The organism is Streptomyces panaciradicis, assembly GCF_023516615.1.
Taxonomy (GTDB): domain Bacteria; phylum Actinomycetota; class Actinomycetes; order Streptomycetales; family Streptomycetaceae; genus Streptomyces; species Streptomyces panaciradicis.
On record NZ_JAMGBF010000147.1, the window covers coordinates 1 to 24,918 of the forward strand.

At 72.6% G+C, this 24,918-nt stretch carries 27 protein-coding genes; 6 read left to right on the top strand and 21 right to left on the bottom strand.

Translation table 11 applies throughout. The features are described 5' to 3' along the window. Positions 1 to 731, bottom strand: a 731-nt coding sequence (groEL, locus tag M8J74_RS35585) for a chaperonin GroEL (protein WP_249840387.1), incomplete at its 3' end; no start/stop codon positions are given. A gap of 115 nt (positions 732 to 846) precedes the next feature. Continuing rightward, the gene (gene groES / locus M8J74_RS35590; RefSeq protein WP_003998759.1) at positions 847 to 1,155 is read right to left on the bottom strand and encodes a co-chaperone GroES; all 309 of its coding nucleotides are present in this window, start codon (positions 1,153 to 1,155) and stop codon (positions 847 to 849) included. Positions 1,156 to 1,416: 261 nt separating this feature from the next. On the opposite strand from groES, the gene M8J74_RS35595 reads away from it, so the two are divergent. After that, entirely contained in the window at positions 1,417 to 1,674 is a 258-nt protein-coding gene (locus tag M8J74_RS35595) for a hypothetical protein (protein WP_249840388.1), read from the top strand. Here the strand turns inward: M8J74_RS35595 and M8J74_RS35600 are convergent. Together M8J74_RS35600 and M8J74_RS35605 are read right to left on the bottom strand one after the other, a co-directional pair. Beyond that, positions 1,665 to 2,471, bottom strand: a complete 807-nt coding sequence (locus tag M8J74_RS35600; protein WP_249840389.1) for a polysaccharide deacetylase family protein — start codon at positions 2,469 to 2,471, stop codon at positions 1,665 to 1,667. The genes M8J74_RS35595 and M8J74_RS35600 overlap by 10 nt on opposite strands. Next, entirely contained in the window at positions 2,468 to 3,397 is a 930-nt protein-coding gene (locus tag M8J74_RS35605) for a polysaccharide deacetylase family protein (protein ID WP_249840390.1), read from the bottom strand. Before M8J74_RS35605 ends, M8J74_RS35600 begins: the two co-directional genes overlap by 4 nt. Positions 3,398 to 3,487: 90 nt before the next feature. On the opposite strand from M8J74_RS35605, the gene M8J74_RS35610 reads away from it, so the two are divergent. Beyond that, a complete protein-coding gene (locus tag M8J74_RS35610) occupies positions 3,488 to 4,651 on the top strand; it encodes a THUMP-like domain-containing protein (protein ID WP_249840391.1) in 1,164 nt (387 codons plus the stop codon). Between the two features lie 4 nt (positions 4,652 to 4,655). Here M8J74_RS35610 and M8J74_RS35615 read toward each other — a convergent pair whose 3' ends face one another. The 6 genes from M8J74_RS35615 to M8J74_RS35640 form a co-directional block, all read right to left on the bottom strand. After that, positions 4,656 to 6,701: a cell wall-binding repeat-containing protein gene (locus tag M8J74_RS35615; protein ID WP_249840392.1), complete on the bottom strand. Its 2,046-nt coding sequence runs from the start codon at positions 6,699 to 6,701 to the stop codon at positions 4,656 to 4,658. Between the two features lie 102 nt (positions 6,702 to 6,803). Beyond that, entirely contained in the window at positions 6,804 to 8,066 is a 1,263-nt protein-coding gene (locus M8J74_RS35620; RefSeq protein WP_249840393.1) for an RNA polymerase sigma factor, read from the bottom strand. 55 nt (positions 8,067 to 8,121) lie between these two features. Beyond that, entirely contained in the window at positions 8,122 to 8,478 is a 357-nt protein-coding gene (locus M8J74_RS35625; RefSeq protein ID WP_249840394.1) for a YciI family protein, read from the bottom strand. A 130-nt stretch (positions 8,479 to 8,608) separates the two neighbouring features. After that, positions 8,609 to 9,187: a Uma2 family endonuclease gene (locus M8J74_RS35630; protein ID WP_249840395.1), complete on the bottom strand. Its 579-nt coding sequence runs from the start codon at positions 9,185 to 9,187 to the stop codon at positions 8,609 to 8,611. Between the two features lie 59 nt (positions 9,188 to 9,246). Beyond that, a complete protein-coding gene (locus M8J74_RS35635) occupies positions 9,247 to 10,104 on the bottom strand; it encodes a hypothetical protein (protein WP_249840396.1) in 858 nt (285 codons plus the stop codon). Between the two features lie 237 nt (positions 10,105 to 10,341). Beyond that, positions 10,342 to 11,736, bottom strand: a complete 1,395-nt coding sequence (locus tag M8J74_RS35640) for an FG-GAP and VCBS repeat-containing protein (protein ID WP_249840397.1) — start codon at positions 11,734 to 11,736, stop codon at positions 10,342 to 10,344. A gap of 156 nt (positions 11,737 to 11,892) precedes the next feature. On the opposite strand from M8J74_RS35640, the gene M8J74_RS35645 reads away from it, so the two are divergent. Further along, positions 11,893 to 12,573, top strand: a complete 681-nt coding sequence (locus M8J74_RS35645) for a hypothetical protein (RefSeq protein WP_249840398.1) — start codon at positions 11,893 to 11,895, stop codon at positions 12,571 to 12,573. Here M8J74_RS35645 and M8J74_RS35650 read toward each other — a convergent pair. After that, complete coding sequence (locus M8J74_RS35650; RefSeq protein WP_249840399.1) at positions 12,473 to 13,522, bottom strand: LCP family protein; 1,050 nt, start codon at positions 13,520 to 13,522, stop codon at positions 12,473 to 12,475. The two genes, M8J74_RS35645 and M8J74_RS35650, sit on opposite strands and share 101 nt — an antisense overlap. A gap of 157 nt (positions 13,523 to 13,679) precedes the next feature. Beyond that, positions 13,680 to 14,747, bottom strand: coding sequence for a LacI family DNA-binding transcriptional regulator (locus tag M8J74_RS35655; RefSeq protein WP_249840400.1), 1,068 nt, complete (start codon positions 14,745 to 14,747; stop codon positions 13,680 to 13,682). Between the two features lie 131 nt (positions 14,748 to 14,878). Between M8J74_RS35655 and M8J74_RS35660 the strand changes: the two genes are divergently transcribed. Together M8J74_RS35660 and M8J74_RS35665 are read left to right on the top strand one after the other, a co-directional pair. Continuing rightward, a complete protein-coding gene (locus M8J74_RS35660) occupies positions 14,879 to 17,179 on the top strand; it encodes a beta-xylosidase/alpha-l-arabinosidase (protein WP_249840401.1) in 2,301 nt (766 codons plus the stop codon). Between the two features lie 34 nt (positions 17,180 to 17,213). Further along, positions 17,214 to 17,597 carry a hypothetical protein gene (locus tag M8J74_RS35665; RefSeq protein ID WP_249840402.1) on the top strand — a complete coding sequence of 128 codons (384 nt, stop codon included), beginning with the start codon at positions 17,214 to 17,216 and terminating at the stop codon, positions 17,595 to 17,597. On the opposite strand, the gene M8J74_RS35670 is transcribed toward M8J74_RS35665, so the two are convergent. Genes M8J74_RS35670 through tsaB form a run of 4 tightly spaced genes read right to left on the bottom strand, consistent with a single transcriptional unit; the run spans position 17,548 to position 20,039 of the window. Next, positions 17,548 to 17,805, bottom strand: coding sequence for a hypothetical protein (locus M8J74_RS35670; protein ID WP_249840403.1), 258 nt, complete (start codon positions 17,803 to 17,805; stop codon positions 17,548 to 17,550). The genes M8J74_RS35665 and M8J74_RS35670 overlap by 50 nt on opposite strands. Further along, positions 17,802 to 18,887, bottom strand: a complete 1,086-nt coding sequence (tsaD, locus tag M8J74_RS35675; protein ID WP_058923737.1) for a tRNA (adenosine(37)-N6)-threonylcarbamoyltransferase complex transferase subunit TsaD — start codon at positions 18,885 to 18,887, stop codon at positions 17,802 to 17,804. The genes M8J74_RS35670 and tsaD overlap by 4 nt, the downstream gene beginning before the upstream one ends. Beyond that, a complete protein-coding gene (gene rimI, locus M8J74_RS35680; RefSeq protein ID WP_058923738.1) occupies positions 18,880 to 19,386 on the bottom strand; it encodes a ribosomal protein S18-alanine N-acetyltransferase in 507 nt (168 codons plus the stop codon). The genes tsaD and rimI overlap by 8 nt, the downstream gene beginning before the upstream one ends. Then, on the bottom strand, positions 19,383 to 20,039 hold the full coding sequence (gene tsaB, locus M8J74_RS35685) for a tRNA (adenosine(37)-N6)-threonylcarbamoyltransferase complex dimerization subunit type 1 TsaB (RefSeq protein WP_249840404.1): 657 nt from the start codon (positions 20,037 to 20,039) through the stop codon (positions 19,383 to 19,385). The genes rimI and tsaB overlap by 4 nt, the downstream gene beginning before the upstream one ends. 114 nt (positions 20,040 to 20,153) lie before the next feature. Here tsaB and M8J74_RS35690 point away from each other — a divergent pair, with 114 nt between their 5' ends. Then, the gene (locus tag M8J74_RS35690) at positions 20,154 to 20,708 is read left to right on the top strand and encodes a hypothetical protein (RefSeq protein ID WP_249840405.1); all 555 of its coding nucleotides are present in this window, start codon (positions 20,154 to 20,156) and stop codon (positions 20,706 to 20,708) included. A gap of 34 nt (positions 20,709 to 20,742) precedes the next feature. Here M8J74_RS35690 and M8J74_RS35695 read toward each other — a convergent pair whose 3' ends face one another. From M8J74_RS35695 to M8J74_RS35715, 5 genes are all read right to left on the bottom strand, one after another. Further along, on the bottom strand, positions 20,743 to 20,895 hold the full coding sequence (locus tag M8J74_RS35695) for a hypothetical protein (protein ID WP_203237691.1): 153 nt from the start codon (positions 20,893 to 20,895) through the stop codon (positions 20,743 to 20,745). Positions 20,896 to 21,033: 138 nt separating this feature from the next. Continuing rightward, positions 21,034 to 21,546 (bottom strand): tRNA (adenosine(37)-N6)-threonylcarbamoyltransferase complex ATPase subunit type 1 TsaE, encoded by a 513-nt coding sequence (gene tsaE, locus M8J74_RS35700; RefSeq protein WP_249840406.1) that lies wholly within the window; start codon positions 21,544 to 21,546, stop codon positions 21,034 to 21,036. Then, positions 21,512 to 22,753, bottom strand: a complete 1,242-nt coding sequence (locus M8J74_RS35705) for an alpha/beta fold hydrolase (protein ID WP_249840407.1) — start codon at positions 22,751 to 22,753, stop codon at positions 21,512 to 21,514. The genes tsaE and M8J74_RS35705 overlap by 35 nt, the downstream gene beginning before the upstream one ends. Positions 22,754 to 22,852: 99 nt before the next feature. Continuing rightward, positions 22,853 to 24,022 (bottom strand): alanine racemase, encoded by a 1,170-nt coding sequence (gene alr, locus M8J74_RS35710; RefSeq protein ID WP_249840408.1) that lies wholly within the window; start codon positions 24,020 to 24,022, stop codon positions 22,853 to 22,855. 46 nt (positions 24,023 to 24,068) lie between these two features. Further along, positions 24,069 to 24,918, bottom strand: an 850-nt coding sequence (locus tag M8J74_RS35715; protein WP_308406170.1) for a L,D-transpeptidase family protein, incomplete at its 5' end; no start/stop codon positions are given.

Sequence of the window (24,918 nt, forward strand, 5' to 3'; positions counted from 1 at the left end):
GAGGAACCGGCCTGGATGACCTTCTCCAGCAGCGGCAGCAGGTCGGCGATCGAGGAGATCTTGCCCTGGTTGATCAGGATGTACGGGTCGTCGAGGACGGCCTCCATACGCTCCTGGTCGGTGACGAAGTACGGGGACAGGTAGCCCTTGTCGAAGGCCATGCCCTCGGTGAAGTCCAGCTCCAGACCGAAGGTGTTGGACTCCTCGACGGTGATGACACCGTCCTTGCCGACCTTGTCCATCGCCTCGGCGATGAGCTCGCCGACCTGCTGGTCCTGGGCGGACAGCGCGGCGACGGCGGCGATGTCGGACTTCTCGTCGATCGGGCGGGCCGAGGCGAGAAGCTCCTCGGAGACGGCGGCGACGGCCGCGTCGATGCCCTTCTTCAGCAGCGCCGGGGAGGCACCCGCGGCCACGTTCTTCAGGCCCTCGCGCACCAGCGCCTGGGCGAGCACGGTGGCGGTGGTGGTGCCGTCACCCGCGATGTCGTTGGTCTTGGTCGCCACCTCCTTCACCAGCTGCGCGCCGAGGTTCTCGTACGGGTCCTCGATCTCGACCTCGCGGGCGATGGTGACGCCGTCGTTGGTGATGGTGGGGGCGCCGAACTTCTTGTCGATGACGACGTTGCGGCCCTTGGGGCCGATCGTCACCTTGACCGTGTCGGCAAGCTTGTTGACGCCGCGCTCGAGGGCGCGACGGGCGTCCTCGTCGAACTTCAGGATCTTCGCCATGACAGCGGGAGCCCTCTCGGATTATGGGGTCTGACAAAGACACTGCGCCCCGGGCGCCCGGCTTCTCAGTGGTCGCGGGGGCCAGGGGCGCAGTGTGGGAAAGCTTGAGGCAGTACTACTTCTCGATGATCGCGAGCACGTCGCGAGCCGAGAGGACGAGGTACTCCTCGCCGTTGTACTTCACCTCGGTGCCGCCGTACTTGCTGTACAGCACGATGTCGCCGGTCTTGACGTCGAGCGGAAGACGCTCGCCGTTCTCGAAGCGGCCCGGGCCCACGGCCAGGACGACGCCCTCCTGGGGCTTCTCCTTGGCGGTGTCCGGGATGACCAGGCCAGAGGCGGTGGTCTGCTCCGCGTCGAGCGGCTGGACCACGATGCGGTCCTCAAGCGGCTTGATGGCAACCTTGGAGCTGGTGGTCGTCACGATCCGACCTCCCCCTTCGGAGATCTCACGGGGTTAACTGTCTGAGGTGGCGACCAGGTCGATCCGTCGTCGCGGGTGCCGGACCTGCCCGTCGCTAGTTGGCACTCTCCTACGGGGAGTGCCAGAGCCGAGACTATGACCGTGATTAGCACTCGGTCAAGCGGACTGCTAATCCCGACGGCGCGTCGGCCCGCGACGCGGTCGACGGAGGTGGGTCGCGCAGGGGTGCCGGGAGCCGCGGCGGGCGCGTACCGTCGGCCCGTGTCTTCCCGGTCCCTGTCGTCCGACGGCTGCGCGCTCGCGGTGCTGCTTCCGGCCGAGGTCGCCTTCGGCCTGGTGTTCGCGGCCGCCCTGGCACTGAGCGGGCACGCCTGGGGCGCGGCGGTGTGGCTGGGCGGGATGGCGACGGCGGCCCTGGCGTCCGCCGTCTTCTTCTTCCGGGACGGGTTCGCCGTGACCGGTGGGGGGCAGCTGCTGGCCGCCCTGTTCTTCCTCGCGGTGGCGCTCGGCTACAGGTAGTCCTCCAGCCGTCCCACCGTCAGTCCCCGTCTCTCCACCGCCCGCAGCAGTCCTCTGGTGCGCTCGACGAGGGTCGGGGAGGCCGGCTCCCCCGACGGCACCGAGACGATGTCGCCCGGCCGCAGCCGCGGCTCGCCCCGCGCGAACGTCGGCTGCCGTGCCTCCATCGACGCCCGCCACAGCACGACCGCCGAGACGCCGCAGTCGGCCGCCGCGCGCAGGGTGGTGGTGTCGTAGGCGCCGTAGGGCGGGCGGAAGAAGCGGGGGCGGACGCCGAAGCGGGAGCGGAGCTTGTCCTGCTGGCCGCAGATCTCGGCGCGCTGGCCCGCGTAGGGCAGTCCGCGCAGGGCGGAGTGGTCGAGGGTGTGGTTCTGGATGCGGGCGCCGGCCGACCGCAGGCGGGCGAAGTGGCCGTGACCGGGTCCGGCGACCCTGTCGGTGAGGAACATGCTGACCGGCAGGCGGAGTTCGCGGACCATGTCGACGAAGCGGGGGTCCCGTTCGGCGCCGTCGTCGTAGGTGAGGAAGACGACCTTGTCGCGGGTGGGGACGCGGCGGACGACGGGCAGCGGCCGCGCCCGGCGGGCGGCGGCTGCGTGCGCCGGGCTCGGGGGGTGGGCCAGCGGCTCCGGCAGGCCCCAGCGGCGGTACGGCGGTGCCGCGGTGCCCGTCGGGCCGTGCGCCCGCACCCGCTGGGCCGCCTTCTCGCCGAGCCGTTCGAGGGGCGCGACGGACGGGGCGCAGCCGGTGAGGAGGGCCAGGGCGAGGACGCCTGCCGCCAGGCCCCGGCGCCTCACAGGTAGTCCTCCAGGCGGGCCACCGCGTACCCCTCGGCGGTGACCTTGTTCAGGAAGCGCCGCATGTCGTCGACCATGGTGCCCTTCCACTCGTCGCGGCCCCGGAAGTGGGTGAGCACGATGTCGCCGGGGTGCAGGGAGCGGTCGTCCTCCCGGTACTCCCAGTGGTCGACGAACACCTCCTCGTCCCAGATCGGCGCGTACGCGATGCCGCAGGACTTCGCGGCGCGCAGGGTGTCCTGGTTGTAGTTGCCGAAGGGCGGCCGGAAGAGGGTCGGGGCCCTGCCGAACTGCCTCTTCATGATCTTCTGCATGCCGCAGATCTCGTGCTTCTGCTCCGCGTACGACAGCCCCGGCAGATAGGGGTGCGTGAGGGTGTGGTTGTTGAGGCTGACGCCCTCGGACTGCATCCGGCGGAAGTACGCGTAGTCGTCCTTGACCAGGAAGTTGCTGAGGAAGGCGGAGTAGGGGATCTTCAGCTCGCTCATCATCCGCAGGAACGCCCGGTCCTTCTCGGCGCCGTCGTCGATGGTGAGGAAGACGACCTTCTGCCGGGTGGGGACGGTGGTGAACACCGGCGGCAGGCCGAGTTCCTCCTGGTCGTCGACCTCGAAGCCCTTGCGGGCGGTGATGTGCGGCTTGTGCGTCGGCGCGGGCGGTGCCGCGAGGGGCACCTGCCTGAGCCCCCAGCGCCGGGCCGCCAGGGCCCGAGCGGCGTAGGCCGCGCGCAGTTTCGTGGCGTAGGAGTCCAGGGCGCGGGCCTCGGGCGCCTTCAGACGGGGCTGGCCGGCGGCCGGGCGCACCTCCTGGGCGCCCCCCTGCGCGCAGCCGGAGGCGATGGCGGCGACGGCGAGCACGGCGATTCCGCCACGGACTCGCGGCCCCCAAGATGACCTGTTTTTATCATTTTGTACTACTGCTCGCATGGAGTCGGATCCTCGCAGGCCCGGCCCCGGAACCCCGTCCGACACCTCGGCCGCACGCACACCGTCCCCCGCCTGGCCCACAATGAGCCGGTGAACGACCTCGCTGACCTCCTCACCCCCGAAGGCCGCGCCCTCCTCGACGAGGTGCGCGGGACGGCGCCGGCCGACGAACTCGCCGTGGCCACCCGGCTGCGCCGCGAGCACCCGGCCGACCTGGTGTCGGCGGCGCTCGGGCAGGCCCGGCTGCGGCAGCGCGCGGCGGCCAAGTTCGGTGCGGAGGACGCGGGGCGGATGTTCTTCACGCCCAACGGCGTCGAGCAGTCGACGCGGGCGAGCGTGGCGGCGTACCGGGCCGGCCGGCTGCGGGCGCTCGGGGTCACCTCGCTGGCCGACCTGTGCTGCGGGATCGGCGGGGACGCGATCGCGCTGGCCCGCGCGGGCATCCGGGTCCTCGCCGTGGACCGGGACCCGGTGACGGCGGCCGCGGCCCGGGCGAACGCCGAGGCGCTGGGGCTGGCGGACCTCATCGAGGTACGGGAGGCCGATGTCACGGAGGTCGACACGGCGGGCTGGGACGCCGTGTTCGTCGACCCGGCCCGGCGCGGCGGCCGGGGCCGCATCTTCGACCCCGAGGCCTACTCGCCGCCCCTGTCCTGGGCGGTCGAGACGGCCCGCACGGCACCGCACGCCGCCCTCAAGGTCGCGCCCGGCATCCCGCACGAGGCCGTCCCGGCCGACGCCGAGGCCGAGTGGATCTCCGACGGCGGCGACGTGAAGGAGGCGGTGCTGTGGTTCGGCACGGCGCCCGGGGCGGTGCGGGCCACCCTGCTGCCCGGCCCGCGCACCCTGCTCGGCCGAGGCCTCCCGGACCCCGAAGTCCGGTCCGTCGGGCGGTACTTGTACGAGCCCGACGGCGCCGCCATCCGCGCCCACCTGGTCGCCGAGGTGGCCGAGGAGGTGGGGGGCGGCCTGATCGACCCGACCATCGCCTACGTCACCTCGGACGAGCGGCACGAGTCGCCGTACGCCACCGCCTACGAGATCACCGACCGACTCCCCTTCAACGTCAAGAAGTTGAAGGCACTGCTGCGCGAGCGCGGGGTCGGGACGCTGACCGTGAAGAAGCGCGGGTCGGCGGTGGAGCCGGAGGAACTGCGCAGGAAGGTCAAGCCGTCCGGCCCCCATGCGGCGACGGTGTTCCTGACGCGGGTGGCGGGGGCGCCGACCATGCTGATCGGTGCCCCCGCCACGTGACCGGCTACTGGTGCTGGACCGTCCTGAGCGAGCCCAGGTGCGGGTCGGAGCCGACCGGGCCCGTGCGGGCCACGGTGTCCGGCTGGCCGCCGTTGGTGCGGGCCGCGTAGCTGCTCTGCAGGGACGTCGTCGAGATGACGCCGTTGTAGTACGGGTGGTACACGAACTGGCCGGCGCTCGCGCTGATCGCGGCGCCCGCCGTGTCCAGCGCGGCCTTGGCGACCGAGCCGGTGCCGCCGAACGCGATCACGGAGTTCGTGCTCGCCGACTCGCGCAGCAGGTAGCTCTTGACCTCGCTGGAGAGGCTGTCCTTGGCGGTCCACAGGACGGGGCCGAAGACGTTCATGGCCGCGCCCGCGGAGACGCCGCCGCGCCAGGAATTGGTGTACGCGAGTGCCGCCGTGCTCGGCGCGGACCACCAGAACTTGGCGATGGCGACCGAGGTGGCCTCGTTCGTCGACGCCGTGATCGGGTAGTACGAGAACGTCGACGGCCAGTTGGAGAAGTACGTGTGCGTCAGCGCGTACTTCGCCGAGGAACCCACCGTGATGATCATGGTGTTGTTCGGGTTCAGGCTGTTCAGGTACGACTTCACCGACGACGTCAGCGAGTTGCCGTTGTTGAGCACGACGCTGCCCGCGCTGCTCGTGCCGTCCGCGCCGGCCGCGGCGGAGGCCGCGAGCGCCGAGTGGTAGTCGGTGCCGGTGGCCAGGAAGACGTACTTCGGGCTGCTCGTCACCGACTTGGCGACGGCGACCGAGGTCGCGTAGCGGTCGGTGCCGGACAGCCGCTTCGGCGTGAAGCCGAGCGAGCTGACCTGCGAGGAGACCGTGCTGGTCAGGATCGACGTGCCGCCGATGAGATAGACGTTCGAGCCCGGCTTCAGGGTGCGCTTGAGCTCGTTCTTCACCGCGGTCGTCAGGCCGCTCTTGGTGGTGCCGAGGACCGGGCCGTGCTTCTTGCCGGCGAGGGCGGGCGCGGTCAGCGAGTACGCCGAGTCGTCGCGGTTGATCAGGACGGCGGCCTTGGCGTCCATCAGGCCCGGGACCTTCGTGCCGCCGTAGGTGTTCCACGTCCAGCGCGAGGAGGCGATGTTGCTGGCGTAGACGTCGGAGCCCCAGACGCGGCCGGCGGAGTTCTTGCGCAGCGGCTGCCAGCTGGGGTTGGCGCCCTTCGGCGTGCCCGGGACCTTCGTGACCGTGAAGGTGGCCACGTCGACGTACTCCGTGGTGTGCACGTCGGAGCTGTCGCCGGAGGTGTGGACGTCGGCGATGATCCGGGTGCCGGTCGGCGACCAGGACGGGTTCGCGTAGCCGCGGCCGTCGGTGGTGAGCTGCTGGACGTTCGTGCCGTCGGCGTTGGCGGTGAAGAGCTGGCTGAGGCCGCCGTTCACGTTGCGGACGAAGGCGAGCTTGGTGCCGTCCGGGGAGAACGCCGGCTGCGCGGCGTCGGCGATGAGGCGCTTGACCGTGTTCGCGGACGAGTCGTAGACCCACACGCCGTCGTTGTCGTAGCAGCCGTAGTTGATGCGGCGCGAGAACGCCATCAGGCCGTTCGGGCTGACGGTCGGGTCCTCGTCGCAGACGGTGGCCGGCTCCTGCGTGGCCGACAGCAGGGGCTCGGGGGCCCACGAGCCGTCGGAGGGGCCGTAGACGATCTGGCCGCCGGTGGAGTACACGACGTAACGGCCGCCCCACCAGAAGGCGATGTCCTTCTGCTCGGCGCTGGAGCGCACACCCGTCGCCCAGGGCAGGCTGAACCGCGAGCTGCCGTCGGGCCGCTCGCTGGCGAGCTGGCCCCATTCCGAGACGATCCGGCTGCCGTCCGGGGCCCAGGCCGCGTAGTCACCCATGTGGGTGCCGACCTGGGTGGCGGTCCCGGTGGCCGGGTCGACCAGCGTCGGGCCGTCGGTGAGGATCTTGCCCTCGGTGCCCGGCCAGGGCCCGGCGTCGTCGGCGGCGGCGCCCGGAGCGCTCGCCAGGGTGCCCACCGCGGCGAGCGCCGCCGCGGTCGCGAGCGCCGCGGCACGGCGGCGCGTGAACAGTCTCAAGTTGTCGACCCCCCATGGATCACGAACACAGGCCCCGCACAGGGGCGGAGTCACTGTAGATGCCATCGAGACTCATGGGAACAGAGTTTCGGGGGAAGATTTTTACGTTTCACATTCCGCGGCCCGGCCCCGCAGCAGCTCCCGCTCCCGCTCGTTGCGTGCGAGGTCCGCGGCCCGCAGGAACTCCTCCCGCGCCTCCGCCGTACGCCCGAGCCGGGCCAGCAGGTCGCCGCGCACGCTGGGCAGCAGGTGGTAGTCCCGCAGGGCGGGTTCGGCGGCGAGGGCGTCGACGAGGGCGAGCCCCTGCCGCGGCCCCTCGGCCATCGACACGGCGACCGCGCGGTTGAGTTCGACGACGGGCGAGGGGGCGCGGGCGGCGAGCAGCGCGTACAGCGTCGCGATGCTGCGCCAGTCGGTCTCCTCGTAGGTGTACGCGTGCGCGTGGCAGGCGGCGATGGCCGCCTGGAGGGCGTACGGCCCCGGGGCGCCGGCGGCCGTGGCCTCGGCCCGGTGCAGGGCGGTGATGCCGCGGGCGATGAGCATGCGGTTCCAGCGGCGGCGGTTCTGGTCCTTGAGGAGGACCGGTTCGCCGCCGGGGCCGGTGCGGGCGGCGGCGCGGGACGCCTGGAACTCCAGCAGGGAGGTCAGACCGTGCACCTCGGGCTCCTTGGGCATGAGGGAGCTGAGGATCCGGGCCAGCCGCAGCGCGTCCTCGCACAGCGCGGGGCGCAGCCAGTCGTCGCCGGCGGTGGCGGCGTAGCCCTCGTTGAAGATGAGGTAAATGACGTCGAGGACGGACCCCAGCCGGGCTTCCCGCTCCGGTCCGTACGGCACCTCGAAGGCGATGTTCCTGCTCGCCAGCGTGCGCTTGGCGCGGACGATGCGCTGCGCGACGGTCGGCTCGGGGACGAGGAACGCGCGGGCGATCTCGGCGGTGGTCAGGCCGCCCAGCAGCCGCAGTGTGAGCGCGATGCGGGCCTCGGCGGACAGCACGGGGTGGCAGGCCGTGAAGACGAGCCTGAGCAGGTCGTCGTCGATGTCCTCGGGGTCGGCGGGCTCCTCGGGCGGTGCCGTGGTCTCCACGCTACGGCCGATCTCCTGCAGCTTGCGGGCGTAGTTCTCGCGGCGGCGGATCAGGTCGACGGCGCGATGGCGGGCAGTCGCCATCAGCCAGGCGCCCGGGTTGTCGGGCACGCCGTCCCGGGGCCACTGCTCCAGGGCGGCGACGAGGGCGTCCTGGGCGAGCTCCTCGGCGATGCCTATGTCACGGACGAGACGCGTGAGGGCGGCGATGATCCGGGGGGACTCGATACGGAAGACGGTCTCGATGGCGTGGCGGGGGTCGGCGGTGGGCTGCGCTGTCACAACCCACCATCGAACACCGTGCACGGCCGGGGGCCAAGGAGGTGCCGGGCGGACCTCAGCCCTCGGCGATCTCCCGCACCTCGCAGGTGACCGTCCAGTACTCCTCGTGCACCTTCAGGAACTTCTTCGCCCACTCCAGCGCCTCGGCCTTGTCCTTGCACTGCATCAGCGCGTAGCCGCCGATGACCTCCTTGGACTCGGTGAAGGGCCCGTCGGTCACGGAGATCTGCCCGCCCTCCCAGCGCACGTTGCTGCCCTGCGCGGACGGGGTGAGACCGGCGGTGTCGAGCATGACGCCGGCCTTGGTGACCTCCTCGATCAGCTCGCCCATGCGCTGCATCAGCTCGGGGCTGGGCCCGTCGGCGGGCATGGTGGACTCGTCGATGCGGACGAGGGAGAGATAGCGCGGCATGGTGACTCCTCGAATCCTGGACCGGTTCCTTTCCGGCCTCTCACCCCAGCGTCGATCGACGGACGGGCGGATCGACACGCACGCGGATTTTCTTCCAAGATTTTTCGGGCCCGCGTTTCCGCGGGTGGGATCAGTCGGCGAAATCCTTGAGCCTCGCCGTGTCCAGCGTGAACCCGACCGGATCCGGCAACTCGATCTCCGTTCCAAAGGCCCGAGTGGTCACCGATCGGTAAGCGCCGCCCTCGGGATCCGCGTGAACGGTCACGCTGTTCTGGTCCCGGTCAACGAGGAGATAGACGGGGATACCGGCCGCCGCATAGCCGTCCGGCTTCTCGACCCGGTCGCGCCTGTCCGCGTCCCGGTCGTGCGAGGTGACCTCGACGACCATGAGGACGCCGACGGGGTCGGACCACTCGCCCTTGCCGACGAAGTAGCCCTCGGGCACCAAGACCCCGTCCGGCTTGGCTCGCCCCTTGCGATACGCCTCGACCTTCAGCCCCTGTTCCGGATAAAGGAACAGCTCAGGTCGATGCTGCATGCACCGCTTGAGAAGCCAGGCGACGATCTCGCCGTGGTTGCCGTCCGGCATGGGCTTGACCCCGATCTTTCCGTTCAAGAACTCCAGGCGCGCGGATTCCGGCGCGTGACGTGCGAGCTCCTCGAACTCCTCGACGAGCATCTGGGGCCGGTCGGCAGTGCTGGGGGTCATGGCGTCGCCTCCTCCCCTCCATCCTGCCCCGACCGCGGGCGGCCCGTGCTGCAAGGTCGTCATGCGTCCGGTCCTTTCTGTGTACGGGGGCGGGCGCGCAGGACGGCCCGCAGGCGCCCCGCGTGGACGTGGACCCGGTCGGCTGCCAAGCCGGACCGCCCTCCCCGGCAGCCCTCGCAGAGCCCGCCGCGCAGTGAGGCGCCCTCGGCGGCGGGCTCGGCGCAGGCGGTGCAGACGACCTCGTAGCGAGCGGGCGGTTGCGTCTGCGGCAGCGGCTCCGGTGGGAGCTTCGCCAGGAGCCGGGCCCGCACGAAGCCGTAGGCGTGCGCCACCCGTTCGGGCAGTCCGGCGGTCATCGCCTGCACGAACTGCGCCTCGCTCGCGCCCCGCGCGAACCATTGCGCCGCGCTCTCCTCCAGTGCGCCGCACTCCCCGGCCGAGAGCGTCAGCCGGGGATCGACGCGGCCGAGGCGGGCGAGCACGCCGTACGCGGCCGAACGCACCGCCTCCGGAGAAGGCCGGGTGACCGGCGCCTCCCCGGCGAGGAAGGCGTCCCACCAGGCGTCGTCGCGGGCGGTGCGGGAGAAGAAGGTGTGCCAGACCCAGCGCGGGTTGCCGTCGACGGTGACCGGGCGGCGCACGCGACGCAGATGTCCGGCCACCGACAGCCTGTTGAGGGCGGTGGCGAGGGCGCACTGGCCGTACGGGAGGTGCTTGGCCAGGGTCTTGATGGAGATGTCCGCGCCGTCGTCGAGCCGGTCGAGGTAGCCGGCGATCGACGCCTCGCGGGCGGGGAGCCCTGCGAACTCACGTCCGGTGCGCGGCTCTTGGCCGGGAGCGGACTTCTTTCCGTAGCCAGGATTGGCCTTCGGGTGCGCGGACGGGCGCGGGGCAGCACTAAGCTGGGCGGTAGCCATGGATCGACTTCCTTCGATCTGTGGTCAGACCCCCGCGCGGTGCTGCTAACACCACACGGGGGTCGATGCTTTCGGGGCGCACGCTACACGGTTGCAACGCTCCGCCGCGACTCGATCACGAAAAGTCATCTGGCCTGGCAGCGGGGCGAGTTCGGGCGGGTGGGCGGGTCGGACCACCCACCCGTTCCTTGCAAAAGCGTCTCGGGTCCCGAGCCCCGAAGCTCAAGTCGCGGAGGGTTACTCGAGCTCGCCCCCGAACGCCGCCTTTGTGTACGGGGCGTCGATCGACTTGGGGCCGAGGGTCAGGGCCGCGTCCGTCACGATTCCGGTCGGGCGGCCGCGCAGGGACCACACCGCGCCTTTGCCGCCGTCCTCGCCGACGGCCGCGGCCGCCAGGTCGGCGAAGCCGTTGCCGTTGATGTCGAGCAGGGCGACGGACGCGCCGAAGGCGTCGCTGAGTTCCGCCTTGCCCTGGACGCCGGGGGTGTTCTGGGTGAAGGACTGGGCGCCCTTGCCGGTCAGGCCGGACCTGGTGCCGTAGAGGACGTCGACGGCGCCCGCGTTGTCGTCGTAGCCGAGTTCCCTGCCGGGGACGCCGACGGCGAGGTCGTCGATGTGGTCGCCGTTGACGTCCCCGGCGGAGAGGGCCTGGCCGAAGCGGGAGACGGAGTCGCCGGTGCCGGGTACGCCCGGGGTGTCCTCGGTGAACGTCTTCCAGGTGTCGCGGGGTCCGAGACCCGAGGCGGAGCCGTACGCCACCGTCACCGCGGAGTCGTCCACGGCGCCGACGGCGAGGTCGTCGTAGCCGTCGCCGTCGAGGTCGCCGAAGGCGAGGCCGCCGTCGGTGTCGGGGGCGGCAGCGGAGGTGAGACCCGACGCGGAGCCCGTGTAGAACCTGACGCCGTAGCTGCCGTCACCCTCGTAGATGCTCAGCGCCAGGTAGTCACGGCCGTCGCCGTTCACGTCTCCCGTGGCGCCGTCCCGGACGTCGTAGTACTTGAGGTGGTCGGCGTCCAGGGGCGTCTCGGTGCCGTGCCGTCCGGAGCGGGTGAAGGGGCCCTTCCAGACACTGGCTGTGCTGCCGTTCGGGTCGTCGCCCATCGCCGGACGGGTCCGGAAGAGGGCCAGGTCGAGCTTGCCGTCGCCGTCGAAGTCGCCGGTCTGGGTGTTGGTGGCGGGGACCGACCGCGCGCCGGTGCCGGCCAGGCCGTGCGGGCCGCCCCACAGGATCACCGCGTCGGTCTTCCCGGCACGGTTGCCGACGACCAGGTCGGCGTAGCCGTCGCCGTCGAGGTCGCCGCGGGAGAGCTGGGTGCCGAAGCCCTCGTCGGTGGCGGCGCCGCCCGGAACTCCGCTTGTGGAACGACTGATGACGGTCCGCCGGGCGGCGGACAGTCCGTGCGGGCCGCCGTACAGGACCGCCACGTAACCGGCCCCGGCGTGACCGGAGACGGTGGCTTTCACGGCCCCGACCGCGAGGTCGGCGTAGCCGTCGCCGTTGAAGTCGTTCCGCACGGGCGCCGGTGTCGCCGCCTCCGCCCGGCTCGGCTCCTGCGGCGGCGCCACGCCGAGCGCGACCAGTCCCGCGACGATCGGTACCGCCCAACGGCCGGACACAGAAAGGGAGAACACCGGGAGACCTCCTGTTTACGGTGACACCACGGAAGACCCACCAGGGGGCGCGGAGGTTGTAATGGCGCACTCCCACAAGGGAGTTCGCGCCCTGCCCGACCGGCCTCCCCGTCGTTACGTTCGCAGGACGTGTCATCGCCCGAGGGGAGCGCAGCGATGAGTGAACTGAGCCGGTGCGTCGAGCACTTGAGGCGTTCCCTCCGTGAGGCCCGCGATCAGCGGCAGCCCGCGAACGCCGTGCCGTTCAAGGTCACCGGGGTCATCGAGGACCTCGTCCACCTCGCCAAGGCGGCCCAGGGCGAGGCGTTCCTGGCGAACCGCAGGGCCTACCGGTTCTCGTACGAGGAGTACGCGGCCGGCCTGCGGGCCCCCACGGCGGCGGACCGGCAGGCGTACCGCCGCGCGCACGGCAACCTCCTCGACGAGGCCGAGACCCTGGTCCGGGAACTGCTGGCGCACCGCTTCCCGCCCGAGGCGCTCCGCGAGGGCTTCGGCGCGGTGGGCGAGGAGAGGGCCGTCGCCCTCGGGTTGGAGACCGCCTCCTGCATCTTCCTGCCGGGCGCCCGGCGGGCCGCACGGCACGGCGGCAAGGAGATCGAGGCGGCCATCAAGGTGGGCCAGTATCTGCTGGGTCCCGCCCCCCTCACGCTGGCGCACGGCGTCACGCAGGTCGTGGGCGACGCGGTGAGGAGCGTCGGCGAGCGGAGGCTACGGGATCTTCTTCAGGCGCCGTCCCTCAGCGCAGCGACTTCCACAGCCGTCCGGCCGCCGGCTGCTTCGCCACCACCCGGTTGGGGTCCGACGGGGCTGGGACGACCGGCATCATCACCGTTCTGACGTGGGCCGAGGACAGGCCTCTCAGGCTCCGGCCCAGGTCCACCAGTTCGCTCAGCGAGTCCAGGCCGGTGTCGGTGGTGAGGCTGCCGGTGACGGCGTCGGCGACGTCGTAGAGCTTGGCGGGGCTGGTGAACAGGCTCGTCGAGGCGATCCGGTCCAGCAGGGCCTTCACCAGCTTCTGCTGCAGGCCGATGCGGCCCAGGTCGCTGCCGTCGCCTATGCCGTGCCGGGTGCGGGCGAGCGCCAGGGCCTGCTTGCCGCTCAGGTGATGGGTGCCGGCCGCGAGGTGCAGATGGCTGTCGTCGTCGTCGATGTCCTCGTCGGTGGTGACGGTGACCCCGCCGAGCGCGTTCACCAGCTTCGCGAACCCGGAGAAGTCGATCTCCACGTAGTGGTCCATGCGGATGCCGGTGATCGACTCGACCGTCTTCACCGCGCAGACCGGCCCGCCCACCGAGTACGCGCTGTTGAACATCGCGTTGTACGCCACCGCAGTCGAACCGCCCGACGTCAGCGGGCACGACGGACGCGTCACCAGGGTGTCGCGCGGAATGCTGACGACGGTCGCCTTCTTCCGGCCCGCGTCGATGTGCACGACCATCGCCGTGTCGGACCGGGCGCCGGAACTGCTGCCCCCGCCGAGCGCCTGGTTCTCCTTGCCGCTGCGCGAGTCCGACCCCAGCACGAGGATGTTCAGGGACCCGGAGGGCAACGGGGAGGCCGAGGCGGAGGCCGACGGGGTCGTCACCGGCTTCGCCGGGCGGTCGTCGCCGAGGGCCTGGTTGATGTCGACGCTCTTGATGTTGTCGTCCAGGTGCCAGTACGCCAGTCCGGCCACCCCGACGCCGAGCACCAGCAGGCCCGCCGCCGTGAGGCAGGCGATCTTCAGTACGGCCGATCGCCGGCCCTTGGGTCTGCCCGCGCCGCCACTGTCCACGTGTCCCGTCACGGACAGGAACGTAAGTCCGAATTATTAGGAGATTGTTAGCAGCGATCCCCCGAGGCGGTTTTCTTCGGAGAATCTCAGGTTTCTCAGGTCGGTTCTCAGGACGCGTCGCGAGCTTCCGAAAGTTTCGGCCAGGCAACCGACTGGCTTCGAAGAGGTGTCACGCGGGTGTCGCCGGTGCCGCCGTACTGCTGCGCACCACCAGGCTCGTCGCCAGCTCCACCCGCGTCGCCACCGGCGCCTGGTCCTCCCGCCCGAGGTCGAGCACCAGCTTGGCGGCCGCCTCGGCCATCTCCATCAGCGGCTGCCGTACGGTCGTCAGCGGCGGCCCGACCCAGCGCGCGACCGGCAGGTCGTCGAAGCCGACCACGCTCAGGTCCTCGGGGATGCGCAGCCCCAGCTCGCGCGCGGCCTCGTACAGGCCGAGCGCCTGGAGGTCGTTGAGGGCGAAGACGGCGGTGGGCCGGTCCGGGCGGCGCAGCAGCTCCAGTCCCTGCCGGTAGCCGGCCTCGTGGTGGAAGTCGCCGGTCACGATGAGCGCCGGGTCGACCGGCAGGCCGGCGGTCTCCAGGGCGGCGCGGTAGCCGTCGACGCGGGCGCGGCTGCACATCATGCGGGAGGGGCCGGTGATGGCGCCGATGCGGGTGTGGCCGAGCTCGATCAGGTGCCGGGTGGCGGCGAGGCCGCCCTGCCAGTTGGTCGCGCCGATGGACGGCACGTCGACGCCCGGGTCGCCGGCCGGGTCCATCACGACGAACGGGATGGAGCGGCTGGTCAGCAGCGCCCGCTGGGACTCGTCGAGGCCGGAGAGCACCAGGATCACGCCGTGCGGGCGGCGGGCGGCGACCTGGTCGGCCCACGTCCGGCCCGGCGTCAGCCGCCCCGCGCTCTCGCTGAGCACCACGCTGAGCCCGGTGTCCCGGGCCACGTTCTCCACACCGCGGATGACCTCCATCGCCCAGGCGCTCTCCAGCTCGTGGAAGACCAGGTCGAGAAGGGGCGAGCGGCTGGCCTCGGCCCGCCGGCGCCGGTAGCCGTGCGCGCGCAGCAGCTCCTCCACGCGGCTGCGGGTGGCCGGGGCCACGTCCGCCCGGCCGTTGAGGACCTTCGAAACTGTCGGCGCGGAGACGCCGGCCTCGCGGGCGATCTCGGCGAGCGTCGCGGTCTGCGCCGATCGGCCGGTCGGCGCGGTTGTCGTCCGGGTTTCAAGGGGCTCCGGGGGTGTCATGGCGGCGATCGTATCCCTGCGCGACCTCTTGACGAACCCTTCTCACCGGCCTAGGTTCCCGGAACATTCGGAGTGCACTTCGAAACATTCGCGAGAGGGACACCCCCGCCTCGACCAAGAGCAGGAGTTTCATGACCACCGCCCCCTGGCGTGACCCCGCCCTGCCGGCCGCCGTCCGCGTCGACGACCTCCTCTCCCGGATGACCCTTCAGGAGAAGACCGCACAGCTCTACGGCGTGTGGGTGGGCGCCGACACGGACGGCGACGGGGTCGCGCCGCTGCAGCGTGAGATGACCGCCGAGTACGACTGGGACGAGCTGATCACCCACGGCCTGGGCCAGCTCACCCGCCCCTTCGGCACCGCCCCCGTGGACCCGGCGCTGGGCGCGCAGGCACTGGCCCGCGCCCAGCGCCGTATCGCCGCCGCGGGCCGCTTCGGCATTCCCGCGCTCGCGCACGAGGAGTGCCTGGCCGGCTTCACCACCTGGCGGGCCACCGCCTACCCGGTGCCGCTCGCCTGGGGCGCGAGCTTCGACCCCGCGCTGGTCGAGGAGATGGGGACCGCCATCGGCCGCGACCTGCGCTCGGTGGGCGTCCACCAGGGACTCGCCCCGGTCCTGGACGTCGTACGCGATCCGCGCTGGGGCCGGGTGGAGGAGACCATCGGCGAGGACCCGTACCTGGTCGGGACGGTCGGCACCGCGTATGTGCGGGGGCTGGAGTCGGCCGGGATCGTCTCCACGCTCAAGCACTTCGCCGGGTACGCGTCCTCGGCGGGCGCCCGCAACCTCGCGCCGGTGCGGGCGGGCGTGCGGGAGTTCGCCGACGTCACGCTGCCGCCCTTCGAGATGGCGGTGCGGGAGGCGGGAGCGCGCTCGGTGATGGCCGCGTACAACGACACCGACGGCGTCCCGGCCTCGGCGGACCCGGGGCTGCTGACCGAGCTGCTGCGCGAGAGGTGGGGCTTCACCGGCACGGTCGTCGCCGACTACTTCGGCGTCGGCTTCCTGCAGACCCAGCACCGGGTCGCGGGCAGCGAGGCGGAGGCGGCCCACGCGGCGCTCGCGGCGGGCCTGGACGTCGAACTGCCGACCCTGAAGTGCTACGGCACCCCGCTCGTGGAGGCCGTGCGGGCGGGCGAGATCCCCGAGTCGCTGATCGACCGGGCGGCCCGCCGGGTCCTGCTGCAGAAGTGCGAGCTGGGCCTGCTGGACGAGGACTGGAGCCCCGAGCCCACCGAGCGCATCGACCTCGACTCGGCGTCGAACCGGGCGATCGCCCGACGGCTGGCGGAGGAGTCGGTGGTCCTGCTGGACAACCCCGACGGCATCCTGCCGCTGGCCCCCGACACCCGGATCGCGGTCGTCGGCCCGCGTGCCGCCGACGCCCTCGCCATGCTGGGCTGCTACTCCTTCCCCTCGCACGTCCTCACGCACCACCCCGGGGTGCCGATGGGCATCGAGATCCCCACGGTCCTCGAAGCCCTGCGGGCCGAACTGCCCGACGCGAAGGTCACGTTCGCCGAGGGCTGCGGGGTCGACGGCCCCGACACCGGCGGCTTCGAGGAGGCGGTGGCGCGGACGGCCGAGGCGGACGTGTGCGTGGCGGTGCTGGGCGACCGGGCGGGGCTGTTCGGGCGGGGCACCTCCGGCGAGGGCTGCGACGTCACGGACCTGCGGCTGCCCGGCGTGCAGGCCGACCTGCTGGACTCCCTGGTGGCCACCGGCGTCCCGGTGGTCCTGGTCCTGCTGACCGGCCGGCCGTACGCGCTGGGCCGCTGGGACGGGCGGCTGGGCGCGGTCGTCCAGGCCTTCTTCCCGGGGGAGGAGGGCGGCCCGGCGGTGGCGGGAGTGCTGTCGGGCCGCGTCAACCCCTCGGGGCGGCTGCCGGTGAGCGTGCCGCGCGAGCCGGGCGGCCAGCCGTGGACGTACCTCCAGCCGCCGCTGGGTCTCGCGGGCGAGGTCAGCAACCTGGACCCGACGCCGCTGTACCCCTTCGGCCACGGCCGCTCGTACACGACCTTCGCCTGGGACTCCGACTCCACCGGCGCGGAGATCGCCACGGACGGCTCCTACGACGTCTCGGTGACGGTCCGCAACACGGGCGAGCGCGCGGGCACGGAGGTCGTCCAGCTCTACCTGCACGACCCGGTGGCCTCGGTGGTCCGGCCGGACGTCCGCCTGATCGGCTACCACCGCCTGAACCTGGACCCGGACGAGTCCACCCGCGTCACCTTCCGCTTCCACGCCGACCTGTCGTCCTTCACCGACCGTTCCGGCCGCCGCGTGGTCGAACCGGGCGCGCTGGAACTGCGCCTGGCGGCATCGAGCGCGGACATCCGCCACACGGCCCGCCTGAACCTCACCGGTCCGGCCCGCGAACCCGGCCCCGACCGCCGACTCCGTTGCGAGGTGAGCACGTCACGGCCGTAGCGGCGTTGTCAGTGGCGCCGCGTACATTCCGGCCATGGATGCCACGTCACTGCCGGCCGCCCTGCCACCGGGCCGGATCGTCGAGTCGTACGGCCGCTCGGGCCGTCTCGTGTGGATGAGCGACCGCAAGCTGTGGGACGCGCACGAGTGGCGGCGGCTGTACGCCGACCGGGAGCGCACCGGGTTGTATCCCGTGCTGCTCGAATACACGGAGGACAGGCACGAGTTCGGCGTCGGCGGTGGGGTCCCGGTCGACGCCGCCGAGTACTTCCGGGACGCGTGGGAGCCGCAGTCCTGGCCGTCCTTCCCTGCCTGGCCCGGCCTGGCCGCACCGGCAGTGGCGCTTCTGGTGGGACTGAGGGGCCCGCTCAGTCCGTGCCGGCCGACTCGAATCGCCAGCGGTGTACCGGGCGGGTGACCAACTCGCCCGGTGGCTCGGGGAGTTCCGGGAGGGCGGCGTCGTAGGGTGCGTCCCACCAGGTGATGACGAGGACGCGGTCCTGGGGGGCGTGGAAGGTCTCGCGGCGCAGGGGGGCCGCGGCGAGGTTCTGGTGTTGGGCCCAGGCGAGCAGGTCTGCGCCCCGTCCCTCGACGGCCCGCGCCTCCCACATCAGCGCGACCGTCACGAGTACAGGTTCTCCTTGCCGACCTCGTGCACGTGGTCGTGCCCCGGCACGTGGGTCTCGGTCACCGGCAGCGACGAGTCCGCCGACAGGTCCCAGCTCGACGCCGCCCGGCCGCGGGCGACCATCTCCGCGCCGAGCGCGGCCACCATCGCGCCGTTGTCGGTGCACAGCTTCGGCCGCGGCACCCGCAGCCGGATGCCGGCCGCCTCGCACCGCTCCTGCGCCAGCGCCCGCAGCCGCGAGTTGGCGGCCACGCCGCCGCCGATCATCAGGTGGTCGACGCCCTCGTCCTTGCAGGCCCGTACGGCCTTGCGGGTCAGCACGTCCACGACCGCCTCCTGGAAGGACGCCGACACGTCACGCACCGGCACCTCCTCCCCCGCCGCCCGCTTGGCCTCGATCCAGCGGGCCACGGCCGTCTTCAGGCCGGAGAAGGAGAAGTCGTACGCCGGGTCGCGCGGGCCGGTCAGGCCGCGCGGGAAGGCGATGGCCTGCGGGTCGCCCTCGCGCGCGTAGCGGTCGATGACCGGGCCGCCGGGGAAGCCGAGGTTCAGCACGCGCGCGATCTTGTCGAAGGCCTCGCCGGCCGCGTCGTCGATGGTCGCGCCGAGCGGGCGGACGTCGGAGGTGATGTCCGTCGACAGCAGCAGCGAGGAGTGCCCGCCGGAGACCAGCAGCGCCATCGTCGGCTCGGGCAGCGCGCCGTGCTCCAGCTGGTCGACGCAGATGTGCGAGGCGAGGTGGTTGACGCCGTAGAGGGGCTTGCCGAGCGCGTAGGCGTACGCCTTGGCCGCCGTGACGCCGACCAGCAGGGCGCCCGCGAGGCCCGGGCCTGCGGTCACCGCGACGCCGTCGAGGTCGCGGGCGCTGACCCCCGCCTCCTTCAGCGCGCGCTCGATCGTCGGGACCATCGCCTCCAGGTGCGCGCGGCTCGCCACCTCCGGGACGACCCCGCCGAACCGGGCGTGCTCGTCGACGCTGGAGGCGACGGCGTCGGCCAGCAGGGTGGTGCCGCGCACGATGCCGACGCCGGTCTCGTCGCAGGAGGTCTCGATGCCGAGGACGAGAGGTTCGTCAGCCATGAATCTCGGTTCCTTGTACGGAAGTGGATGGGTCGGTCAGTCGCATCACCAGGGCGTCCACGTTGCCCGGCTGGTAGTAGCCGCGGCGGAACCCGATGGCCTCGAAGCCGAAGCGCTCGTAGAGCTTCTGGGCGCGGACGTTGTCGATCCGGCACTCCAGCATGACCTCGGCGCACTCGAACGCGGTCGCGGCCCGCAGCAGCTCGGTCAGCAGCAGCCCGCCGAGGCCGGTGCCCCAGTGGTCGCGGCGGACGGCGATGGTCTGGATGTCGGCCAGGTCCCCGGAGGAGGCGAGGCCCGCGTAGCCGACGATCCGCTCGGCGTCCTCGGCGACGACGTACCGGCGCGTCGCCTCGGGCCCGCGCGCGTGGGCGAGCTCCGACCAGAACATGCCCCGGGACCAGGCGTCCTCGGGGAAGAGGTCCTTCTCCAGCTCCAGCACGGGATCGATGTCCCACCAGCGCATCTCACGCAGACGAGGAGTCACGGCGTCGGTCACTTGGGGGTGACCACCTTGTAGTTCTTGGGGACCTGGGCGTCGGGCCGGCGCAGGTACAGCGGCCGCGGCGCGGGCAGCTCCTCGCCCGCGGCCAGCTTCTCGGCGGCCAGCCGCGCCAGCGCCGCCGCCGACACGTGCTCCGGCTCGTGCGCGACCGGGAAGGTGTCCGGGTACAGCAGCGCGCCCGCGCCGACGGCCGGCAGCCCGGCCACCTGGTCGGCGATGTCGGCGGGCCGGTCCACGGCCGGGTCGGTCAGCCGGGTGCGGGAGTCGGCGTACCGCGCCCAGTAGACCTCCTTGCGCCGGGCGTCGGTCGCCACGACGAAGGGGCCCTCGTCGATGTCGGCCGCGAAGGCCAGCCCGTCCAGCGTGCACACGCCGTGCACGGGGACGCCGAGGACGAGCCCGAAGGTGTCCGCGGTCATCAGGCCGACGCGCAGCCCGGTGTAGGGGCCGGGCCCGATGCCGACGACGACGCCGGTGACGGCGTCCAGCGTGAGCCCGGACTCGGCGAGGACGCGGTCGACGGCCGGCAGCAGCAGCTCTCCGTGCCGGCGCGCGTCCACCTGGCTCGACGAGGCGATGACGTCGTGGCCGTCGTGCAGGGCGACGGTGACGGCTGGGGTGGCGGTATCCAGAGCGAGCAAGAGCACGCAAACAGCGTACGGCGGTTTGGGGCACGGCATTGCCGCCCGGGCGAGGCACCTTCCTGCTGCTACGGTCGCCGGGAAGCACGGCGTACGAGGCGATGGGTCAGGTGGGCGACGGTGGCGAACGGCAGCTCCGGATTCGTGTTCGGGCTCACCGCGGCGGCCCTCGCGGCCGTCGGCGCACTGGCCTACCAGGCATCGGCGACGGTCCCGGCGGACTTCGGCAAGCCGCGGGCGAGCGCCTCGGCGGCCCCGGCCGCCTCGAAGGCGCCCCGCGTCAGACGGGACCCGACGGCCCTGCCCACCGGGTCCGGCACGGGCCCGCGGGTCGTGTACTCCGTGGGCGGCGACCGGGTGTGGCTGCTCGGCAAGCGCGACAGGATCGTCCGGACGTTCAAGGTCACCGCGGGCACCGTCGACCCGGTGCCGGGCGCCTACACGGTGACCTCCCGCTCGAACTCCGTCACCGGCACCGACGGCACCCCCATCGAGCACGTCGTCCGCTTCGCGAGCGTGGACGGCGTGGCCGTGGGCTTCAGCGCGGCGGTGCGGGAGCCGAAGTCGGCGCCGGACCCGGGCGTGCGCACGGGCGGCATCCGCGAGTCCCGCGCGGACGGCATGGCGATGTGGGAGTTCGCGACGATCGGCGTGAACGTCGTGGTGGTCCCTTAGGGCCCTAAGGCCGTCCGCGGTGCTCCGCCCGGTGTCAGGCGGCTCTGCGGTGTCCGGCCGTCCCTGGGTCGGGCAGGCGCGGCGGGGTGGAGATCGCGGTCGCGGCGGCGCAGGACGCGAGCAGCTCGCGCATGGGAACCGCGGGCATCACCCGCGGCGGCTTCTCGTCTCGTTCCCTGGCCGGCATGGACGCCTCCTGACGTGCGGGGGCAGGCGTAGTTAGGTAGACCTAACCACGAGCTGGATACCATGTGACCACGAGCGCGACACCGAAAGCAACATTTTGCCGACGGCTTGTCGGAACGTTCACGGAAGAAACCGGCCGTTACGCGGCGAGCACGCTCAGGTCCACCGCGGCCCAGCGCTCCCCGAGCCCGCTCACCGTCACATGGCGCACCTCGTCCGCGGTGTCCCCGACGGCGCGGTGGATGACGACGTTCAGCCGGTCCTCGGTCAGCTCCTCGACCTTGCCCTCGCCCCACTCCACGACGATCACGGACTCGGGCAGCGAGACGTCGAGGTCCAGGTCCTCCATCTCGTCCAGTCCGCCGCCCAGCCGGTAGGCGTCGACGTGCACCAGCGGCGGGCCGTCGCCCAGGGACGGGTGCACACGGGCGATGACGAAGGTGGGCGAGGTCACGGCGCCCCGCACCCCCAGCCCCTCGCCGAGTCCGCGGGTGAGGGTGGTCTTGCCGGCGCCGAGCTCCCCGTTGAGCATCAGGAGGTCACCGGCGCGCAGCAGCTTGGCCAGGCGGCGGCCCAGGTCCTGCATCTGCTCGGGGGAGGTGACCGTCAGCCGGGTCTCAACCGGGTTGTGCGGTGCTGCTGGTGCTTCCATAGCCACCCACGGTAGCCCCTGCGGGCACGGCACCCGCACGGGTGAGCAGGTCGGCGAGCCGGTCGGTGACCACTTCCGGGTGCTCCAGCATCACCAGGTGCCCGGCGTCCGGGACCAGCACCAGCTCGGCCTCCGGCAGCAGGTCGGCGATGGCCTCGCTGTGCTCGCTGGGCGTGACCAGGTCGCCGATGCCGGCCAGCACCAGCACCGGCATGCCGGTGAAGTGGACGAGCGCCTCGGTCTTGTCGTGGTCGTTGAACGCCGGGTAGTACTCGGCGACCACGTCGATCGGCGTGCCCTCGATCATCCGCTCGGCGAACCGCACGATGGCCGGGTCGACGTCCCGGGAGGCGAACGAGTAGCGCTTGATGATCCCGGCGAACAGGTCGGCGGTGGCCCGCCGCCCCCGCTCCACCAGCGCGGCCTGCTGCCCGAGCGCCTTCAGCACGCCGGGCAGCACCCGCCGTACCGCGTTCACGCCCGCGACCGGCAGCCCGAAGTTGACCTCGCCGAGCCGCCCGGACGACGTACCGACGAACGCGGTGGCGACGACGCGGTCCCGGATCAGCTCCGGGTACTGGTCGGCCAGGGCCATCACGGTCATCCCGCCCATCGAGTGCCCGACCAGCACGATCGGGCCGGTCGGCACCGCGGCGTCGATGACGGCCTTGAGGTCCCGGCCGAGCTGCTCGATGTCGACGGGCACCCCGTCCTGCGCCTGCCGCACGCCCCGCCCGGACCGGCCGTGGCTGCGCTGGTCCCAGTGCACGGTCCGTACGACGCCTCTCAGGGCCGCGCGCTGGAAGTGCCAGGAGTCCTGGCTGAGGCAGTAGCCGTGGCTGAAGACGACGGTGACGGGAGCGGGCGCCTTCCGGCCGAACAGCCGTCGGCGGCGCGGGCCGAGCGCGGGCACGGCGTCGGGGTCGACGTCGTCGACCTCGTAGTACAGCTCGGTGCCGTCGTCGGCGTACGCCTTGCCGGGCGTGCCGCGCAGCGCGCCGTACGGACCCGCCGAGTCCAGGGCGAGCCGCGCCTTCCTGCGCATCCCGCGTCCCACGGTGAGCCGCTCGATGGCGACGCCGGCCGCGGCGCCCGCCGCGACCACGCCTATCGCCGCGCCCGCGATGCCCGTGGCACGGCGCCAGTTCCCGGCCGCCCCCGCGGCGGAGGCGACGGCCGCGACGGCCTCCGCGCTGCTCTCGCTCACGTACCGCTCCTCTGTCGCCGGAATGCTGTTCGCCGGATCGGGTGACGCCGGTGCCGCAGGACCCGCAGGTGCCGTGCTGTCGGCAGGTCCCTCAGCGGGTTACCCGTCCTGTTCCTCATTCACATAGACGCGGGGAACACGCGTTCCGATGCGTGTGACGATTTCGTACGCGATGGTTCCCGCGGCCTGCGCCCAGTCCTCCGCGGTGGGCTCGCCGCGGTCGCCCGGCCCGAAGAGCACCGCCTCCGCGCCGACCGGCGGCTCGTCCCCGCCCAGGTCCACGACGAACTGGTCCATCGCGATCCGCCCCGCGACCGTCCGCCACTTGCCCCCGACCAGCACCGGGCCGTTGCCCGAGGCGTGCCGGGGGATGCCGTCCGCGTACCCGAGGGGCACGAGGCCGAGGGTGGTACGGCCGGGGGTGACGTAATGATGCCCGTAACTGACGCCGTGACCCCCGGGAACGTGCTTCACCAGCGCGAGGTTCGCCGAGAGCGTCATCACCGGCCGCAGTCCGAAGTCGGCCGGGGTGCCGAGCTCGGGGCTGGGCGAGATGCCGTAGAGCGCGATCCCGGTGCGCACCAGGTCGAAGTGGGAGTCGGGGACGGTCAGCGTGGCCGGGGAGTTGGCGATGTGCCGCACCTCCGGCCGGACGCCCTGTTCCTCCGCGTACCCGACCATGTCGCGGAAGAGGGCGAGCTGGGCGGCGATGGAGGGGTGCCCCGGTTCGTCGGCGCAGGCGAAGTGGGACCACAGACCGGTGATCCGCAGCACCCCCTCGGCCTCGGCCCGCAGGGCCCCGGCGACCAGCTCCTCCCAGTCCCGGCCCGGCTGGCAGCCGTTGCGGCCCAGCCCGGTGTCGGCCTTGAGCTGCACGCGGGCCGGAATCCCGGCCGCCCGCGCCGCGGCCGTGACCTCGGCCAGCGCCCACATCCCGCTCACCGACACGTCGATGTCGGCCTCGACGGCCTCCCGCCAGGGCCCGCCCGGCGTCCACAGCCAGCACATGATGCGCCCCGGCAGGCCCGCCCGGCGCAGCGCGAGGGCCTCCTCGGGCGTGGCGGTCCCCAGCCACCCGGCTCCGGCCTCGACGGCCGCCCGGGCGCACCGCACGGCCCCGTGGCCGTAGGCCTCGGACTTGACCACGGCCATGAGCTGAGCCCCGGGCGCGAGGGCGCGCAGGGTCCGCACATTGGCGCGCAGGGCCGCCAGATCGATCTCGGCACGGGCGCGCAGGGGCGCGGTCGGGGCAGACACAGTCTCAGTCATGGCGCCCCCAGTGTCTCAGAGGGCGCCGGGAGCACCCGGGCCCCGTCTACGCGCCGGGCCGGTGGCCCCACACGTACACCCGGTCGCCCTTCTTCAGCACGCCCCACAGCTTGCGGGCGTCGGCGAGGCGGAGGTTGACGCAGCCCCAGGAGCCGACGGTGGTGTAGATGGTGCCGTAGACCGCGTGGAAGGCCTGGCCGCCGTCGAAGAACTGGGCGTAGGGCATCGGCGAGTTGTAGAGCGTGGACCAGTGGTTCTTGTGCCGCCAGTAGATGGTGTGCCAGCCGGCCCGGGTACGGTGCCCGGCCCGCCCGCTGCGCATCGGCACGGGCCCGAAGACGACCTTCCGGCCCTTCTGCACCCAGGTCAGCTCCCGGTTGAGATCGACGCAGGCGACCCGGTACGTCCGCACCGGGCACCTCCCGGCGGCGTTGGGGTTCTCGCGCGCCCCGATGAGCTGCATGGTGGCCCAGGTCACAGGGCCCGCGAACCCGATCGCGGGCTTGATGCCGTGCGCGGCCTGGAAGGCACGGATGGCCCGGCAGTCGGCGCCGGACTGCCGCCCGTCCGCCCGGAGCTTCAGCCACCGCTCCACGGCCCGCTGGTACGGCCCGGTGCGCTTGCTGCACGTGACCTTCTTGACCGCGTCCCCGAGGGGAACGTACTCGACGAGGTCGTACGTCCCGGGGGCCGCGTCCCTCGGTTCGACGGCGTCCTCCGCCGCGCTCGGCGCGTACACCTTCGGGGCGAGCACCTGGTCCGGGGTGCCGAGCTGCCAGGGCCGGGAGGGCCCCGGGGGCACGCCGGGGACCAGCTCGGCGTCGGCGGGGCCGGGCGCGGGGACCGGCGGGGCGGGGGCCGCGGGAGCGGCCGGGGCGGCAGCGGCGGGGAGGCCG